Raw genomic sequence first — 16026 nt, forward strand, 5'->3', positions numbered from 1 at the left:
CGATCGTGGGCGCCACACGCGGTGGCGCGGGCGATCCTTGTCCGGCCAACTCGAGTACGTTATACTTTTGAAAAGCGAGACATGCGCGCAGCGCATGGACAAGTTCCGAATTCACTTGGGGCCTGCCGAATTGCGAGCAGGCCCTTTTTGCGCTCAGTCGCTTCGGGACGGCAGCCTCGGCCGCCGCGGGCCGAGCATTACGCAGGCAAGCCGCGTCGGTTTCTACGGTTTCGCGGCGCTCGGAACACAGGAAACAACATCAGGGGAAAAAAGAACGTGCCTACGCTGAACGGGACCGCATTGAATGCGACGTCGTCCAGGGGACGAAACGCGCTTGCGTTTGAAGACGTGACCAGGTTGGGTCGATGAGCCGAGTGGCCCCGCCCAAGGCGGGAGTTCATTGGCGCCAGGCGGTCGAGCCCTTCACCGGCCCCAGTGCGCCGCGCGCCGCGCTTCAGTTGGCCACAACGCTCGTTCCGCTGGCCTTGACGATGTGGGCGACTCGGGTCGCCATGCCGGTGTCGCCGCTCCTCGCGGCGTTGTTCGTCTTTCCGGCCGCCGGTCTGCTCATTCGCACTTTCATCTTGATGCACGATTGTGCGCACGGATCGTTCTTCGCAACCCGCCGCGTCAACGATGCAGTCGGATTCGTGACTGGTGTGTTGACCCTTACGCCGTTTACGCAATGGCGGCGCGATCACGCGCTGCATCACGCATCATCGGGCGACCTGGATCGTCGTGGACATGGCGACGTCAAAACGCTCACCGTGCGAGAGTACGTTGCGAAGCCTCCTCTCGGCCGACTCGCGTACCGAGTCGTCCGACATCCCCTGCTGCTCCTCATCGGCGGGCCGTTCTACCTGGCGCTCAGCAATCGGATCTCTGGCCAGGGCGCATCGAGCGGCCCGCGTCAGATCGCGAACGTGTGGCTCACGAACGCAGTCATCGGCATCCTGCTGACCGTCGCCTTCCTCACTCTCGGCTGGGCGACGGTGGTACTCGCGTACCTGCTGCCGTTCTACCTCGCGGCCATGGCCGGCGTGTGGCTGTTCTACGTCCAGCACCAATTCACGGATGCGTACTGGTCACGGCACGAGGACTGGGACTACGTCGAGGCGGCGCTGCGAGGCAGTTCGCATCTGCGACTGCCGCCCGTGCTCCAATGGTTCACCGGCAGCATCGGCCTGCATCACGTGCACCACGTGGCTCCGAAGATTCCCAACTACCGCCTGCAGCCCTGTCACGACGCGAATGAGATGTTTCACGGTTCGCCGGTAGTCACGCTCCGCTCCGGCACGGCCGGGCTGCGCCTTGCGCTGTGGGATGAGGAACGCAAACGCCTCGTGCGATTTCGTGACGTTGCTCCGGCGAGGCACGGATGAAAGAAGAGGCGATCGAAATCGAAGGAACCGTTGCCGAAGTCTTGCCGAGCGCGATGTTTCGCGTCGACTTGGACAACGGCCACCGCCTTCTGGCCACCACCGCGGGCAAGATGCGGCGCTTTCGCATACGCATCATCGCCGGCGATCGGGTGACGGTCGCCGTGTCGCCGTACGATTTGGGCCGTGGGCGGATCACCTTCCGACACAAGAGCTGAGAATGGTCATGATGATTCCGCCACGAGTCGACGCGCGATGGATCTCTACGCTCGGCGACACGGACCTGCTCGTCGCCGAACGAGCCCTCCACGACGATTTTCGCCTGCGAGAGCAAAAAGAGAAGGCACTTCGCGGCGGACGGTACGTGCTCCTCAACGGCCCATCGACGCTCGTCGACGCGTGGCAACGCTGGCTGCTTGTGAGCAACGCAGCGAGAGCTCGCGGACTCTCGGTGCGTCATCACGGCTGACGGTCACATTTCTCACGGATCGGACGATGTCGCGCAGTCAGTTCTCGGAGTACAAGGACACGGCCCTCTGGTCGGCCGTTGCGGATGCAATGGCGGAACTGGTTGCGACGGGTGAAGTCGCCGTCAACACGGCATCGGACTACGTGATTTGGCACTTGTGCCGAGAGCTCGCCGCGAAACAAGTGGTTTCCGCGCCCGCGCTGCGCCATCAGTGGCCCCGCTGACCGCGACTCACGCGACAGGCGTCGCGATTCTCCGCCGCCCGAGCACGGATACGCGCACTACGGTATATTGAGAGTCGCTGGTGTGTGGCCGACGTGCCACCTCCCCCAAGTCCGCCGCGCGCCGCGCGACGAACTCGAGAGCCTCCAGGTCCAGCTTCCTCTAAGCCAGAGAGAGACCTATGGGCTCGAACGCCGCCCGCACCGTTCTCATCGTTGAACCCGACGGCGATACACGATCGGCGCTTCGCAATTCATTCGAGAGCGACGGGTACACGGTGATCGCCACCGGCGGCGCGGCCGACGCGCTGTCGTTGTTGGCCGCTCCGGAGATCAAGCTGGTCGTGACCGAGCTGTATTTGGAAAACGGCCAGGACACGTGCCTCGTCCACACGATCCGTACGGCTCCCGCCTACGAGGCAAAGCGAGTGCTCGCCTACACGCAACACGGGCGAGCGAAAGACCGCGAGTGGGCGATCGCCGAGGGCGCCGACGGCTACGTGCTCAAGAAGAACGGCGAAAAAAGGCTGCTCGAGGTCGCCGGCCGACTCACGCGCCGCAAGCGTTCGAACAAAAGGCGCCCGGGAAGAACGACGCGGGAACCTCAATGACGTACCGCGATGGCCCGGCGCCCTTTCTGACGCAGTCCCGGGCACACTCTTCGTTGCGCCGAGAGCTCGACGCCATCCGGGCAGAGCTCGCGCTCCATCTCCACTCGCTCTCGGATCCGATCGACGAGGGCACGGTCGACCCTCGTGAGGCGCGCCGTCAGCAGCGCGTATCCGCGGCCGATCCGTCGATCGGGCTGACCGTGCTCCCGAACCGCGTCATCGCGCGGCTGGGTGCTGTCGGCGTCAGTTTTTCCTGGGTGCCCGGACGCACGGACGTGGTCGAGGACGGGCGGCTTCTCGTGATCGAGTGGCGCGGCGTGCTCGGCGCACAGCGGGGCAACGGTGCGTTCAGGTCGGGTACGCCTGGCCGGGAGCGGATATATCGCGCCGAGGCAACCGACGCGGCGGATTGGCGCTGGCGAGACGAGCGGGTCAACGGGCTTGCCTGCACGACAGCGATGCTTGTCGAAGAGTGTATTTCGAATGCGCGCACCGAGGACGGCGGACCCGAACGCGAATAGTCCCAAACGCGAATAGTCCCTAACGCTGTCGATATCGCAGCGCCTCGCCAACGTGTTCGCTCGTGACGACATCACTCGCATCGAGGTCGGCGATCGTTCGTGCGACGCGCAAGACGCGATGATACGCCCGCGCCGACAGGTGAAGCGACTCCGAACCCTCGACGAGACGCCGCCGAGCATCCGCGGCGAGTTGGCCTCGCGTGAGAAGCCATCGACCGGAGGCATGTGCGTTGCACGTGATGCCTCTGGTTGCGGCATAACGGCGACGTTGCAGCGAGCGCGCCGCTTCCACTCGGCTTCGAATCGCTATTGAACTCTCCGCCGTGGTGTTCGCATCCAGGGTGACCAGCGGCACCGGCGTGAGTGTCACCTGCATGTCGATGCGATCGGCCAACGGCCCGGACAGCCGCGAGCGATACTTAGTGATCTCTGATTCGGCGCACACACACGCCCTGGTCGGGTGGCCGAGGTACGAGCAGGGACAGGGTTTCGTTGCCCTTCTACCGGTGGTGCCTGGCCGCCCGAGTCCCGGTTCCGGGATATCCGGCCACCCTCGACCACATCGGACACCATATCCTCAAGCGCCGGCTCGACCTTGGGCTCAAGCAAAAGGAGGCCGCCCGGCGACTGGGCGTTCATCCGGGAGGCCTCGAAAACTGGGAATACGGACGGACGGTCCCCGCCGACCGCTTCATGCCGGCTGTGATCCATTTCCTAGCCTACAATCCATCGCCCGCACCGAGGACGACGGGACAACGGGTGGCATATGAGCGCGTTGCCCGCGGCTGGTCCCGGAAACGCCTGGCTGCAGAAGCCGGAGTAGATGAGGCTACGGTTCGACGAATGGAGGCGGAAACGCCCCGACCTGCTTATCGCTCCGTTCTGGCCTTGCTGACGGCACTGGGAATTGAGTGAACGCGGGGGCGCCCGGATAGCTGCACCGGATCAACGGCGATGCCCATTGCGGTGACGCTACGCCGCCACCCCGCCCGGCGTTCGTGCGGCAACGGAGCCGAGCGCCATTCGGAACCCGATCCCTTGCCCTCCGTTCTCGCAGAAACGCGATGGTCTAGGTCGTCACGACCTGCGAGGCTAAAGAGTTTGAGGACCGGACACGTGTCGGCATTTCCCGAACCTTGGAATTGCTAGGGCAGCCGAAGGTCGGCGCGGACACTGTCCTCGTCGCCGGGCAATCGATCGAAATCGAAGTGGACCATCGCGCTGATCAATGCGCTGTCTCGCACGCCATTTAACAGGCGAACAGCTGTCGCAGTCACGCAGGCCGGATTTGCACCGCCGCCAGACGTCAGTCGGATACGATAGTGTCCGCTTACGTCTGTCGTTGCATCGTTGCTGGCGTTGGCGAGTCCGCGGCACGTGTCGAAGAATGAAGTCGCCCTGACCGTCACGCCTGCGAGCGGGGTTCCCGATGCGTCTGACACTAAACCAACGACGGCCGCGAATACCGGCTTTGTCTCGGTCGACGACCCGCACGCAGCCAGGCCGACGATAAGCGTCGCAAGACAGAATAGTTGGCGACAAGGCGCATGAACAGATCTCGTCATCGTGCAACCTCCTCCAGAGGTGTTTGCGGGGCGACGCATAGCCGCCCCGCAAATGAAGCGGTTCATTCGTTGAAGAGATAGTGATGCCACACGCTTCGAATGGTGGAGAGATTCCACGATGCGGGCGGGCTTGGCCACGATACTGTACTCGGGGGCGAGTTGTATGCCGAGAAATGGTTTGTAGCATCTGTGCTTATCGACTCTTCGGCACAGTAGACCAAGTAGTCCGCTCCCGTGATGTGAGAGCCGGACAGCCGGCAATCTCGTACCATTTGCGCTATGTAGGTGTCGCCGAGGTTGGAAGAACCTCGAGCCAGATTGTACAGTGTGCGTGCCACTTCGCCCTCAATGTCACGCCCATTAGAGACATCCGAATGTGTTCCAGTAATGCCGGATGTCAAAAGTGCGGTCTTGCTCGACAGAATTGCGGCCGCATGATAGTCAGCGAAGCCCTCTTCCCACGCACACCCCATGTTGTACGCTGTCCACATAGTGTGGGTCGAGCCGCAATCGCCGTTATGATAAATTCCGCCAAGCGACCGCGCGTGTAGGGCGTGGCCAAACTCGTGCGCCACAGCGAACCAGCCGTAGTCATTGAAAACGGAGCGGTTCGGTCCGCTTTGCATTACGTACATGCTATTGTTGACTCCAGATCCAACTCCGACCTTGTCCCAGAAGGCCGCGTTCAATTGGTAGAACGTGGTGTTGCCGCAGTCCCCGTTGAAAGTGCCGAGACAACCCGGGTCGGTGATGATCACGTTGAACCCGCCGGGCGAGAATCCCGTGAAATGAGCGGCCGAAGAGTCTACGATCATTAAGAGATGCTCATACACCGCAGTTGGGGCACTTGCTAGCTCCGCGTCGCCACCCTCGGAAAGGCAGCTACCAAGGTCCTCGTAGGTGCCTCCGCCAGTCGGATTGGAGTACATCGTAAATCCGCCCTCGTCATACCGAAATTCCCCAGAGATGTAATAGTCCCATGAGTCGGGGCACCTCGCGACGTATTGGCCGTTGGCATCCGTGCCATCGTACCAGTCCGCGAAACACTGGCCATCAACGTATTGGCACTCCTGCGTATGGACGGTGACCCCTGCCGCCGGACTATACGTCGGAGTCGATCCAAGCGAATCGAGAAAGACCAAACGCCGATCGCCTGCGGACATCAGCGTCGATTCTCGCTGACGCGGGGCACGACTCAGATTCGCAATGGTCGACGATAGGCCTGATTGGGAATTCCGCACGGCGCGCGACCGCGCCGGACCTGGGCGCTTCAAGAGGCTATCCGGAACAACGCTGGGGTCGAAGGTCGGGGTGATCTTGCCATTCGTGCTGTCGGCGAACACCCAGAGCTCTTTGTAGAGACTGGGTTGAATCACGTGCCCGTCGGGCGCCACGTCGCCTTCGCCTGACAACTTTCTAACGACGGCCAACACGCGATAATAGCCGGCGACGGGAACCTGGAAAACCGCGTTGGCCGTGAGCGCTGCGCCCGTGAGAGCTGATGCTGAGACTGTCGCCGCTGCGCCGATTCGTTGGCCCGGCAGTGTCACCAGGCGTTGCCAGCCCCCACGCTCCGCGGCGTCGGCCTCAGGAAAGTAAATGGCAACTTCCGCATTCGACGTATTCAACAGTCCATGCGCAACAGCATGAACTTGGAGCGGCGCGTTGGGGCGCGGATCACCGGAGATCGTCAGGTCCAGACCGAAGCGTTCCTCGCCGCTGATGTGGATATTCGGCGCCGCTGCAACGACCGCGGCTGGCGATGGCTTGGAGGATGTGATCGTGTCGTCCGCGCAAGCCGACAAAAGCGCGGATACAGCGAAGACCGGGAGGAGATACTGGCGCAGCATTCGTCACCTCATTCTCTGAGTGGGGATCGACTGATCTCCGTACGGCAGTTGCGGGCCAGATAGTCGACGCGACGGACGGCCGTTCGCGCCGACCCGCGGAGTCGTCGCAACAGGCTACTAGTCGCCGCGACAGATAGCCGCGACAGCCAACAGGAGTTGGACCGTTTCGCCCGACGTATTGCCCAGCGCGCCGCGAGGCGCGTCTGGACGCTGGCTGAGACTGGGAGGGGTGGGTGAACGCCGTGCGCGCGGCAGCGCGAGCGATGATTCGGCGTAAGCCCGCAGTCGGCGCGGGCGAAAGGTGACAATACAATTGTGTCGTGAGGGATGCAAGAGTTTTGTCGCCTTCCCGCACGTAACGAGATTGTGAAAATGCATTATTAGAGCGCCCTAATCTTAGAAGGCTCCGGCGTGCCTGGCTTTGTCCACTGTGCGCCGAGCGCCTATACGCAACGCCAAACGTGCTGCGCATCACTTCGGGCGGGAGCGGATTCGCGACCCTCTACCAGTCCGTCGGCGCGGCACCAAACGCAACGCCTGCTTAAGGGTGCAATGGGTTGATGCTCAGCCCGCGACGCTGCGCCAGGGGAGGCACGCTTACCGGCCATCCGCCGCGTCAGCGCGGTCGAAACCGTAGGGCCTCGGCAACGTGGGACGGAGCCACGGTGTCACTAACGTCGAGATCGGCGATCGTCCTCGCCACGCGAAGCACACGATGGTATCCGCGCGCCGAAAGATTCAACGACTCGACGGCCGCACTGACCGTCGCTCGTGCCTCTGGCTCAATGTTGCCGCGGCTAAAGAGCCATCGGCCCGAAGCTTGGGCGTTGCACGCGACCGCGGTCCCAGCGAATCGCGCACGCTGAACCCTTCGACTCCGCTCGACACGCGCGCGAATGCTCGACGAGGGCTCGCCGTCGGCCGGTCTCTCGAGCGACTCCGGTCTGAGAGGCGCGAGCGTGACATGCATGTCGATGCGGTCCGCCAACGCTCCGGAGAGGCGCGATCGATACTTGATGATCTCCGCCTCGCTGCACGTGCACGGTCTCGTCGGATGACCCAAGTAACAGCAGTTGCAGGGTTTCGTTGCCATTCTACCGGTGGTCGTTGGCCGTCCCGCGCCGCATTCCGGGCTATCCAGCGGCGCTCGAACACATTGGCCACCACATTTTGAGGCGCCGGTTGGATCTCGGACTGGAGCAAAAAGAAGCCGCCCGTCAGCTCGGCGTTCATCCCGGGGGGCTCGAGAACTGGGAATACGGCCGGACGACGCCCGCCGACCGATTCATGGCTCGCGTGATTCGCTTTTTGGGTTACAATCCGGCGCCTGAACCAACAACGCTGGGAGCGAGCGTCGCCTACGAGCGCATCGCGCGTGGCTGGTCCCGAAAACAGCTCGCCGCGCACGCGGGAGTCGACGAGTCGACGGTCGGACGAATCGAGGAAGACGCTCCTAGGTTGGCTCGTCGGCCGCGCCTAGCTGTGTCAACAGCCTTCAAATCGAATCCTTCGCCGCGCCACGATGGGACCGCTCGGCTCGCAGAACCGCAACGAGCCACACATCGCACCCGCGAAGGCGGCTAGTTCTCGCGCCGACGGCGCCACCTCGCCGTCAACTCAGAGTCCGGCGGTGGCAGCGAAAGCCGCTGATAGCGTCTCCATTTCCGAATCGAGCGTGACACGCTCGCCAGTGCGGAGAGCGGCCGCCACGGTGCCCCCAAGCAGTTTCAAGTCTCGGACGACAGCGGGCCTCCCGAGCGTTGCCGCCAACGAACGCGCTACGTACGCCCGGGCGCCCACGATGGCGGCCCTAATCGAGCTGTCCAGCCAGAGGACCTGCCACAGGCTGCCCAGTGTCTCGGTAGCGAGGATTCGGCCTTCGATCGGTGCCAGCGCGAGCGCGAGTGGATCTCTGGCGGCGAGCGGCCGGCCAGAAAAGGGCAGATGCGGACAACCGTCGCGCAGGTGGATTGCGCGCCAGTCGCCCGGAGCGAACGCACTCCACCTGATGTCTCTATTGCTCGCCAGAACAACGTCGCGCGCAACGCGCGACGACGCGCAGACGGTGACCCTCGATACTCGCGCTATCTCGCTCAAAAGTCGAGTCGCCGCATACTTCACGGTCCTCCCACTGGAGGCGGCATCGTCAATGATTCCGGCCAGGCCCAACTCGGCTCCGTAGCCGGGCGGCTCGCTCGGCATCCCGAACCGGAGATCAACGTCTCGGGAAATTCGGAGCGGACGAAGGCTAGGATCAAGGTGCGGCGTAGGAAAAAGCGGATCCAGTACAAACCACGTTTCTTGACCTTGGAGTCGGACTCCGTTCGCCCAGGTCACATACGCTGAATGTTGTACGGTGTCCCACCCTCGGCGCGCGAAGTACCCGAGGACAGCCGCACGAATGCGTTCGGCAGCCGGAGCAAGAATAGACCGCCCCAAGTCGGTCGTCAGCGCTAGCGCCGAGTCGACGTCATCAATCACGAGACATCCGGGATCCGACACTCGCGTTTCGTCCTCGTCAGGACCTTGGGGTCAGAGTCAACTTCAAATCCCGCGTCGAATCGGGAAGAAGCTGCAGTCGAAATCCGACGGTTTGGTATCCTGGGTGACTAACGGTGAGTCCCACGACCTTCGCGGGGAGTGTCCGAATCGCGAAATGCCCCGAATCGTCACTAACCGACACCCGCACAGGATTCGCGACCGCGATGAGCGCGCGGCCGAGCGGACGGCCAGCCGGGTCAGTGATGAGTCCAGAGAGCCCGGCCGGGAACCTGCCGGCCTGCCTTTCGTCGACCCGCTGCATGACAGATTCCACAGCGCTGTCTCGGTAGACCCCAACGCCATTGCGCGTAACCGCCGCGATCATGCCCTCATTCAAGCTGAGGCGAGGTACAGGAACCTGCACATGCTCGCACGCCGGGCCGCGATCGCAATCAACGACTCGCCCGTGCTCGACTTGAACCTTGAACGGCGTCTGATGCAATTCGTAGGACTCGGCCGGCGTGCGGATATGCCACTGGCTGACGAGCCATTCTCCCGTACGCGTATAGGAATAAACCAGCGTACCGCCTAGTCCAGCGTCATTCGGCGGCGCGAAGCACACCCTGCCCTGCTGGTTGCATATCCTTGTCGGCGCATATTGAAGATTTATATAGCTAAAATCGAGCCGTCTTAACGTACCCGTCGCCCGATCAAGCCAAAGCGTGCCAGCGACGTCTGTAATCGTGTCGGAGGCCGTAGGAAAAAACTTTATGCCGATCCAGTCCCCATGGTCGGATGGAGAAGCCTCAACACCGAAGCAGTGCCTCTCCAGGAAGGAATCCGAGAGCAACATGTCGGCACTCGGCGCATCGAAGATGACACCGCCATCCGGTCGAAGTCGAACGTAGCCTCCGGAAGCGAGGATCTTGATCGGGGTCGTCGCGAAGAGGTGAGACGCGAGGAACTCTCGTGCTCCACTCGAGTCCAACTGCCAATGCCGATTGCGCGGATCAAGTTCCTTACCGCGCACAATCACGCCAGGCTGATCCTCGGTGCCCTGTATGTTTAGACCATGGATGTCCAGGTCAATGCTGTCATCCGGAAGCCGGGCGGCCGCGAGCGCACCGCGGGCGCGTTCCCAAGCGATCAGGAACTCGTCTGCCTCAGCGCCGCGAAGCTGGCAATCATCCCGGCCGGTGATGGCGAAGGTTGGCAACTCGGCGATCTGTGAGGCGAGCACAAGTTCGACCGTGAGAGTATCACCGATCTGGACGTAAGGCGTTGCGACCCGCGTAGGTCGAAACCCGATTCGCAGGACTCGAAGTTCAAACGTTCCGGCCCGCGGCGATTGGATGGCGTAGCGACCGTCCTTACCTGAAAGCGTTCTTGCGACGGTGACTCCGTTCTCATCGAGTAGAGACACCGCGACGCCGGCGAAAGTCGTGACGCTGTCCGGCAGCAGGACCCTGCCGCGAATCGTTTGCGCACGGACTCCGGTCGGCATCCAGATCGACAGAACGAGCGAGGCGGCGGAAAACAGCAGACTTTGCATCGCACTATTACTGCTTTCTGTCTGGTGCTCGCGCCTCACGTGGTCACGAGTGCCTAGGCGCCCGAACGCTGAAGCCACGAAACGCACGACGGCCAGCACGCTATCGGGCGGGCGCCCGCATCGCGGAACGCGGGAAGCCTTTGTAAGGAGCCCGCCCGTCCAATAGGTCACCGATAGCCCTCACGATCTCTGTATCCGATGGAGTCCCAGCGTAACGCCAACCGTTTACAAAGACAGTTGGTGTGCCGCGGATCCCCATCCTAGAACCGACCGCCAGACCCGCCTTAACTAATGGCGGCGTAGTGGTGTCCGCAACACAACTAGCAAAGCGATCGTCGGCGCCGAGGCCGAGGGGCCGCGCGAGCCAGCGCCAGTCAGCGTTCGATAACGAGTCCTGCTGAGCGAATATTACATCCAAGGCTTCCGGAAGCTTACCGGCATGATCAGCGCATTCCGCGGCACGCGCAGCGGCCAGGGAGTGCGCGTGCTGGGCAAGCGGGTAGTGTATTAGTGAATAACTAACTTCGGTTGGATATCGGTCGCGGATCTTCAGAAGTGATGAATGAAAGCGCCTACAAAAAGGACATTCCAGATCTGTGAATTCGACAATAGCTACTGGCGCGCTGCGATCGCCGAGCAGGTGGCTCGCCGAAAGAGCCTGGCCCCAGTCCGCTTCGAATCGAGATCGCTCGCCGGTTGGTGGCTGCTGGAAGAATTCTCGATGGACCAATACGCTGGCGAGGGCGACGGCCGCAATGGCGAGAATCGCTGACAAGGCCCTGTCCCAAAGAGTTTGCATCGTGGGGACCTTCCTCCGATTGTTGTATTGCAGCTGCCCCGGATCGGCCGAGCCAATCCGGGGCAGCCGTTCGTTGAGCGCGAGAATTAGTTACCCGTCAACGTCGGCCCGCAACGACCCCTGTAAGCATGTCGCAGGATTGGCTACTTAGCTGTCTGCGCCGCAATAACCCACGTACGGCGCAAATTGCGGGCAATCCCACGTGTTAACCGCGCACTGCGGAAACAGCGGCGGATTGCACGTCTGGTCGAAAAGCGCTTCGCTGCACGAGCTGTAACAGATCGCTGGCGTGCGAGCCTCGGCCGTGCGGGCCGTCAGTTGCACGGCCGCTCCCAAGATGAGTATAGTCAGAATCTGAATTCCCAGTCGGCGTCTGGAGCTCATTGAAACCTCCAAGGATGACAAGGTTGGCATGAGGCGCTCAACGATAGCCAGCAAACTGTAACGTTTGGCGATCTACGCACGGCGGAGTTGTCCACGCAATTGCTTAGAAGTCCCTCAAAGCGCTCCATAGTTCTCGGAACCGGCTTCATGCCTGTCGGATATCGGTCTTCGTTCCTTCGGCATTCGACGCGGGTAAGGAGGATCGGCGTAGGCGATCCGCAAACTGATCAAGGAGAGTCGCAAATGATCTCCGGGCCCGCAGCGCCTTCGGCCGATGTCCGACATTCCGCCACACGAACTCGCTCAACGATGCTTCCGGGCGTGCCGATTTGCCGTAGCCCGCGAGATGAGCAGCTTCTTGCGGGGTAAGGCCCAATACTTCGAGCCGCCAGACGGAGTGAAGGACGACCACCGCGTGCAGAAGCTGCCTTGGCGCTGGGGCCGCATGCCGGCGAAGGTGGGCCCGCAGTGTGCTGTTTGCCATGCGGCACGCCTGCGACAGAAGTGCTACGTTGATCCGCCCCCGGGCGAGCAAGACGACCGCCGTCACTGGGACTGCTATGTCTCGATCGATACGTGGGGCTACTTCGCTCAGAATTGCGGCATGGGCGTCGGGCAGGGGCGCCCACGCAAGGGCGGCGCGCAGGTCCGTGGCAAGGTCGTCGAACCCGATCAATGATACGCGCCATTTCAAGTCGTACGCTCGCGCCAAATGGGCGAGCGCCAGCACATCTCGCGCCGCGCCATCGCTGAGATCGCAACGGACTATGAGAGGTAAGTGAGCAACGAGTGGCAGTGTCCTTTCATGCCAGTCCGAAACACGCTGCATTCCGGCGGAAGCCTCGATTACAACGACGCCAGCCTCGAAGTTCGTGCCGGCGGCGCGATCTTGATCAAAAAGGCCGGCGCGACTGCGCACCAGAACAAGTTGGCTCCCGGTTTGACTCGCAAGCGTTCGCAGCTCGACCGCCGTTCCGCCAGAAACCAACGCGATGACGGCTGGCTCCCGCCTTGCAGGGCCGCGCCTCGCGAATCGAAGAGGCGAGTCTTTCCCCCGACGATGTCCATTTCCCTTCGTCTCACCTCCCCGATGTCCCATGAGCGACTACATGTAGCGCCGCGATGCCGACCACAGAGCGACCGAGAATGCCTCGCCGTCAGACCTCCACATTGCCGCGGCGGGACAGAGGCCGAGCCGACAAACGCATCTGTTGCGCGGCAGTTTGGCTACTCGCCCGCCAGAACAGGATCGTGCGGCGCCATGATTGCTGTAGTGTCGGACTCGGTCGCGTGCGAGGCCGCGGGGCCGCGCAATGAACCATCTCCGCTCCAACGACATCGCGGGAGCTCCAGAAAGTCGGAGAGGGCGCGAAAGCCCATTCGGTGCGCGCAGAATAAGAGACCCTCGCGCAATCCGCAAGAGGGCGTTCTTGATTGTAAATATTATAGGGCTCTAATGTTGCCTGGTGCGGCCGCGATGCGCACCACTGCCGCGAACCTCCAAGGACTCACGCGCGAGCAAGGCTGAGCAAGATCACGAGAACGAGCCTGGTCAGGCCCCTCTCACAACTCTGGTGTCAAACGCGAAGGCTTCATTAACGCATTCTCATCGTCCCCACCAAGACGGCTTGTGCTGATCAGCCCGCGAGGCAATCCGCAAAAACGCGCCCGCAGCGGTCAAACCTCATCTCGGCCGAAATCGTAGCGCCTCGGCGACATGCGGCTCGCACACTTTCTCGCAGTCGGCGAGATCGGCGATCGTCCGCGCCACCCGAATGACGTGGTGGTATCCGCCCCCCGAGAGGCTGAGTGATTCCATGGCGGCTCGGATCATCGCTCGCGCCTCGCGGCCTATGTTCCCGTTCGCAATCAGCTGCCGGCCTGACGCCTGCGAATCGCACGTGACGGCTGTTCCGGTGAACCGCACCCGCTGCATCGCTCGACTCAGCTCTACTCGCGCGCGGATGCTCGACGAGGATTCACCGTCGCCAGCGCTCTCGAGCGACTCCGGATGCACCGGCGCAAGCGTGACGTGCATCTCAATTCGGTCCGCCAACGCACCCGAGAGTCGGGACCGATAATTCAGAATCTCTGCCTCACTGCACGTGCACGCCCTCGTCGGATGGCCTAAGTAACAGCAGTTACAGGGGTTTGCCATTCTACCGGTGGTGCCTGACCGCGGTAAAGCCAATTCTCGGTTACCCTCGAGAATTGAGGCACCTAGGGGACCACCTGGTTAAGCGCCGTTTGGACCTCGGGCTGCGGCAGAAAGAGGCGGCCAGGCGACTCGGCGCGGCTAGAGCCTCCGGAACTGGGAGACCAATAGGCGCCGGCTTCATCTCCGGTTTTGTCCGGCCGTGATCGCGTTCCTCGGCTATAACCCTCTGGCCGCAGGTAGGACCGGCGGCGCGGTCGTGTCGCTAGTGTTGCCGATAGCGCAACGCCTCGCCGACGTGCTCGCTCGTGACAGCTTCACTCTCACTGAGGTCAGCAATCGTTCGCGCTACTCGCAGGACGCGGTGATAGGCCCGTGCCGACAAGTGGAGCGACTCCGAGCCCTCGACGAGAAGCCGACGGGCATCCGCGGCAAGGTGGCCTCGCATGAGCAGCCACCGACCGGACGCGTGCGCGTTGCACGTGACCCCTCTGGTCGCGGTATAGCGTAGACGCTGCAGCGCGCGCGCCGCGTCCACGCGGCTCCGAATCACCCTTGAACTCTCTGCCGAGGCGTTCGAATCCAGGTTGACGAGCGGCACTGGCGTCAGCGTGACCTGCATGTCGATGCGATCGGCCAACGGACCGGATAGACGAGATCGGTATTTAGTGATCTCTGATTCCGCGCACATGCACGGTCTTGTCGGGTGACCGAGGTACGAGCAGGGACACGGGTTCATTGCCGCGATGAGCGAGAATCGCGCGGGAAACGCGACGCTCAACGCCGCGCGAGCGATCACGACGCGCCCGTCCTCGAGCGGTTGACGCAGCGCCTCGAGCGCCGCGCGAGGAAACTCGAGCAGCTCGTCGAGAAACAGGACGCCGTGGTGGGCCAGGCTCACCTCGCCGGGGCGTGGGACGCCGCCGCCGCCGACCAGCCCAGCCGACGAGATGGAATGATGCGGCGCGCGGAACGGTCGCGCGGATACGAGACCGCCGGACGGCGGAAGCATGCCGACGACCGAATGGATCGCCGTGACCTCGAGCGACTCCTCCTCCGTGAGTGACGGAAGAATCGATGGCAGCCGTCGCGCGAGCATCGTCTTCCCCGCCCCGGGCGGCCCGACGAGGAGGCACGCGTGCCCGCCGGCCGCCGCGATCTCCAGCGCGCGCTTCGCGCTCGCCTGCCCCGAGACGTCGGCGAAATCAACGGACTCGTCGCACGCGGCCGCCTCGATCGCTCCCATGGCACGCGACAACGATCCCGCCCGCAACGATTCGACGAGCGACACGAGCGAGTCGGCGGTGAACGTGCACAGCGATCGCACGAGCGACGCTTCGGCCACGTTGGGCGGCGGGATCACGAGTCCGCGCAACGCCGCCGCGCCCGCGAGATGTCGCGCGACCGACAGCACGCCGCGCACCGGTCGAATCACACCGTCGAGCCCCAGCTCGCCGAGGAACGCGAGTCCGTTCGTGCACTCCGCCGGGAGCGCACCGAGTGCCACGAGCAAGCCGATGGCGATTGGGAGGTCGAACCCGGTTCCTGCTTTCCGTTGATCGCCGGGTGACAAGCTCACCGTGACGCGGCGAGCGGGGACGGCGAAGCCGGAGTTGGCGAGCGCCGCCGTGACGCGCTCCCGGCTCTCTTTCACTTCGCCGGACGGAAGACCGACGATCGTCCAGTGCGGGAGCCCTTGGGCGACGTCCACTTCGACGCAGACGTCGTAGGCGTCGATTCCCAGCACAGCGGCGGATCGGATCGCGGCAAGCATACGCGACGCTAGCCGCCGTGCCGCTTGGAAGCGTCATCATCTCATTGCCAAATCGAGCGGGATGCCGCATCGTGCAAAGGGAGATATGAGCATTCACTCGAAAGGCGCGATCGCGGCGGCGATCAGCCTCGTGGCGATCGCGCGACCACTACAGCCGCAGCACGTGACCGGCATCGTGCGCGACAGCGCGTCACGCGAGCCGGTGCCGAGTGCCGTCGTGCGGTTGTTCGACGCATCGAATCGGGAATTGGAACGCACGATCACC

Annotated in this window: 13 protein-coding genes; 8 read left to right on the forward strand and 5 right to left on the reverse strand. The window is 63.0% G+C overall.

Features of this window, described 5'->3' with window-relative positions; genetic code table 11:
- The first annotated feature begins 365 nt into the window (after positions 1-365).
- The 6 genes from VGQ44_11350 (at position 366) to VGQ44_11375 (ending at position 3201) form a co-directional block, all read left to right on the forward strand.
- On the forward strand, positions 366-1382 hold the full coding sequence (locus tag VGQ44_11350) for a fatty acid desaturase (GenBank protein HEV8447414.1): 1017 nt from the start codon (positions 366-368) through the stop codon (positions 1380-1382).
- Entirely contained in the window at positions 1379-1597 is a 219-nt protein-coding gene (infA, locus tag VGQ44_11355; GenBank protein HEV8447415.1) for a translation initiation factor IF-1, read from the forward strand. The genes VGQ44_11350 and infA overlap by 4 nt, the downstream gene beginning before the upstream one ends.
- 8 nt (positions 1598-1605) lie before the next feature.
- On the forward strand, positions 1606-1848 hold the full coding sequence (locus tag VGQ44_11360; GenBank protein HEV8447416.1) for a hypothetical protein: 243 nt from the start codon (positions 1606-1608) through the stop codon (positions 1846-1848).
- A 26-nt stretch (positions 1849-1874) separates the two neighbouring features.
- Positions 1875-2072 (forward strand): hypothetical protein, encoded by a 198-nt coding sequence (locus VGQ44_11365; protein HEV8447417.1) that lies wholly within the window; start codon positions 1875-1877, stop codon positions 2070-2072.
- A gap of 179 nt (positions 2073-2251) precedes the next feature.
- Positions 2252-2680, forward strand: a complete 429-nt coding sequence (locus tag VGQ44_11370) for a response regulator (protein ID HEV8447418.1) — start codon at positions 2252-2254, stop codon at positions 2678-2680.
- Positions 2677-3201, forward strand: coding sequence for a hypothetical protein (locus VGQ44_11375; GenBank protein HEV8447419.1), 525 nt, complete (start codon positions 2677-2679; stop codon positions 3199-3201). The genes VGQ44_11370 and VGQ44_11375 overlap by 4 nt, the downstream gene beginning before the upstream one ends.
- Positions 3202-3220: 19 nt before the next feature.
- On the opposite strand, the gene VGQ44_11380 is transcribed toward VGQ44_11375, so the two are convergent.
- The 3 genes from VGQ44_11380 to VGQ44_11390 all read right to left on the reverse strand — a co-directional run bounded on the left by VGQ44_11380 (position 3221) and on the right by VGQ44_11390 (position 10649).
- Positions 3221-3742 carry an ATP-binding protein gene (locus tag VGQ44_11380; GenBank protein ID HEV8447420.1) on the reverse strand — a complete coding sequence of 174 codons (522 nt, stop codon included), beginning with the start codon at positions 3740-3742 and terminating at the stop codon, positions 3221-3223.
- Between the two features lie 1086 nt (positions 3743-4828).
- A complete protein-coding gene (locus VGQ44_11385) occupies positions 4829-6616 on the reverse strand; it encodes a hypothetical protein (protein HEV8447421.1) in 1788 nt (595 codons plus the stop codon).
- A 2518-nt stretch (positions 6617-9134) separates the two neighbouring features.
- Positions 9135-10649 (reverse strand): carboxypeptidase-like regulatory domain-containing protein, encoded by a 1515-nt coding sequence (locus VGQ44_11390; GenBank protein HEV8447422.1) that lies wholly within the window; start codon positions 10647-10649, stop codon positions 9135-9137.
- 1529 nt (positions 10650-12178) lie between these two features.
- Between VGQ44_11390 and VGQ44_11395 the strand changes: the two genes are divergently transcribed.
- Positions 12179-12511 carry a hypothetical protein gene (locus VGQ44_11395; GenBank protein ID HEV8447423.1) on the forward strand — a complete coding sequence of 111 codons (333 nt, stop codon included), beginning with the start codon at positions 12179-12181 and terminating at the stop codon, positions 12509-12511.
- 1005 nt (positions 12512-13516) lie between these two features.
- On the opposite strand, the gene VGQ44_11400 is transcribed toward VGQ44_11395, so the two are convergent.
- Both VGQ44_11400 and VGQ44_11405 read right to left on the reverse strand, forming a co-directional pair.
- The gene (locus tag VGQ44_11400) at positions 13517-13990 is read right to left on the reverse strand and encodes an ATP-binding protein (protein ID HEV8447424.1); all 474 of its coding nucleotides are present in this window, start codon (positions 13988-13990) and stop codon (positions 13517-13519) included.
- Between the two features lie 262 nt (positions 13991-14252).
- Positions 14253-15761 (reverse strand): YifB family Mg chelatase-like AAA ATPase, encoded by a 1509-nt coding sequence (locus tag VGQ44_11405; protein HEV8447425.1) that lies wholly within the window; start codon positions 15759-15761, stop codon positions 14253-14255.
- A 61-nt stretch (positions 15762-15822) separates the two neighbouring features.
- On the opposite strand from VGQ44_11405, the gene VGQ44_11410 reads away from it, so the two are divergent.
- A partial coding sequence (locus tag VGQ44_11410) for a hypothetical protein (GenBank protein ID HEV8447426.1) occupies positions 15823-16026 on the forward strand: 204 nt, incomplete at its 3' end.

This window comes from Gemmatimonadaceae bacterium, from assembly GCA_036003045.1.
In the GTDB taxonomy this organism is placed as follows: domain Bacteria; phylum Gemmatimonadota; class Gemmatimonadetes; order Gemmatimonadales; family Gemmatimonadaceae; genus JAQBQB01.

Coding starts and splice junctions, on each gene's coding strand:
- VGQ44_11395 (HEV8447423.1), top strand. CDS start 12,179: ATGAGCAGCTTCTTGCGGGGTAAGGCCCAATACTTCGAGCCGCCAGAC.
- VGQ44_11385 (HEV8447421.1), bottom strand. CDS start 6,616: ATGCTGCGCCAGTATCTCCTCCCGGTCTTCGCTGTATCCGCGCTTTTG.
- VGQ44_11360 (HEV8447416.1), top strand. CDS start 1,606: ATGATGATTCCGCCACGAGTCGACGCGCGATGGATCTCTACGCTCGGC.
- VGQ44_11350 (HEV8447414.1), top strand. CDS start 366: ATGAGCCGAGTGGCCCCGCCCAAGGCGGGAGTTCATTGGCGCCAGGCG.
- infA (HEV8447415.1), top strand. CDS start 1,379: ATGAAAGAAGAGGCGATCGAAATCGAAGGAACCGTTGCCGAAGTCTTG.
- VGQ44_11405 (HEV8447425.1), bottom strand. CDS start 15,761: ATGCTTGCCGCGATCCGATCCGCCGCTGTGCTGGGAATCGACGCCTAC.
- VGQ44_11390 (HEV8447422.1), bottom strand. CDS start 10,649: ATGCAAAGTCTGCTGTTTTCCGCCGCCTCGCTCGTTCTGTCGATCTGG.
- VGQ44_11400 (HEV8447424.1), bottom strand. CDS start 13,990: ATGGCAAACCCCTGTAACTGCTGTTACTTAGGCCATCCGACGAGGGCG.
- VGQ44_11375 (HEV8447419.1), top strand. CDS start 2,677: ATGACGTACCGCGATGGCCCGGCGCCCTTTCTGACGCAGTCCCGGGCA.
- VGQ44_11370 (HEV8447418.1), top strand. CDS start 2,252: ATGGGCTCGAACGCCGCCCGCACCGTTCTCATCGTTGAACCCGACGGC.
- VGQ44_11365 (HEV8447417.1), top strand. CDS start 1,875: ATGTCGCGCAGTCAGTTCTCGGAGTACAAGGACACGGCCCTCTGGTCG.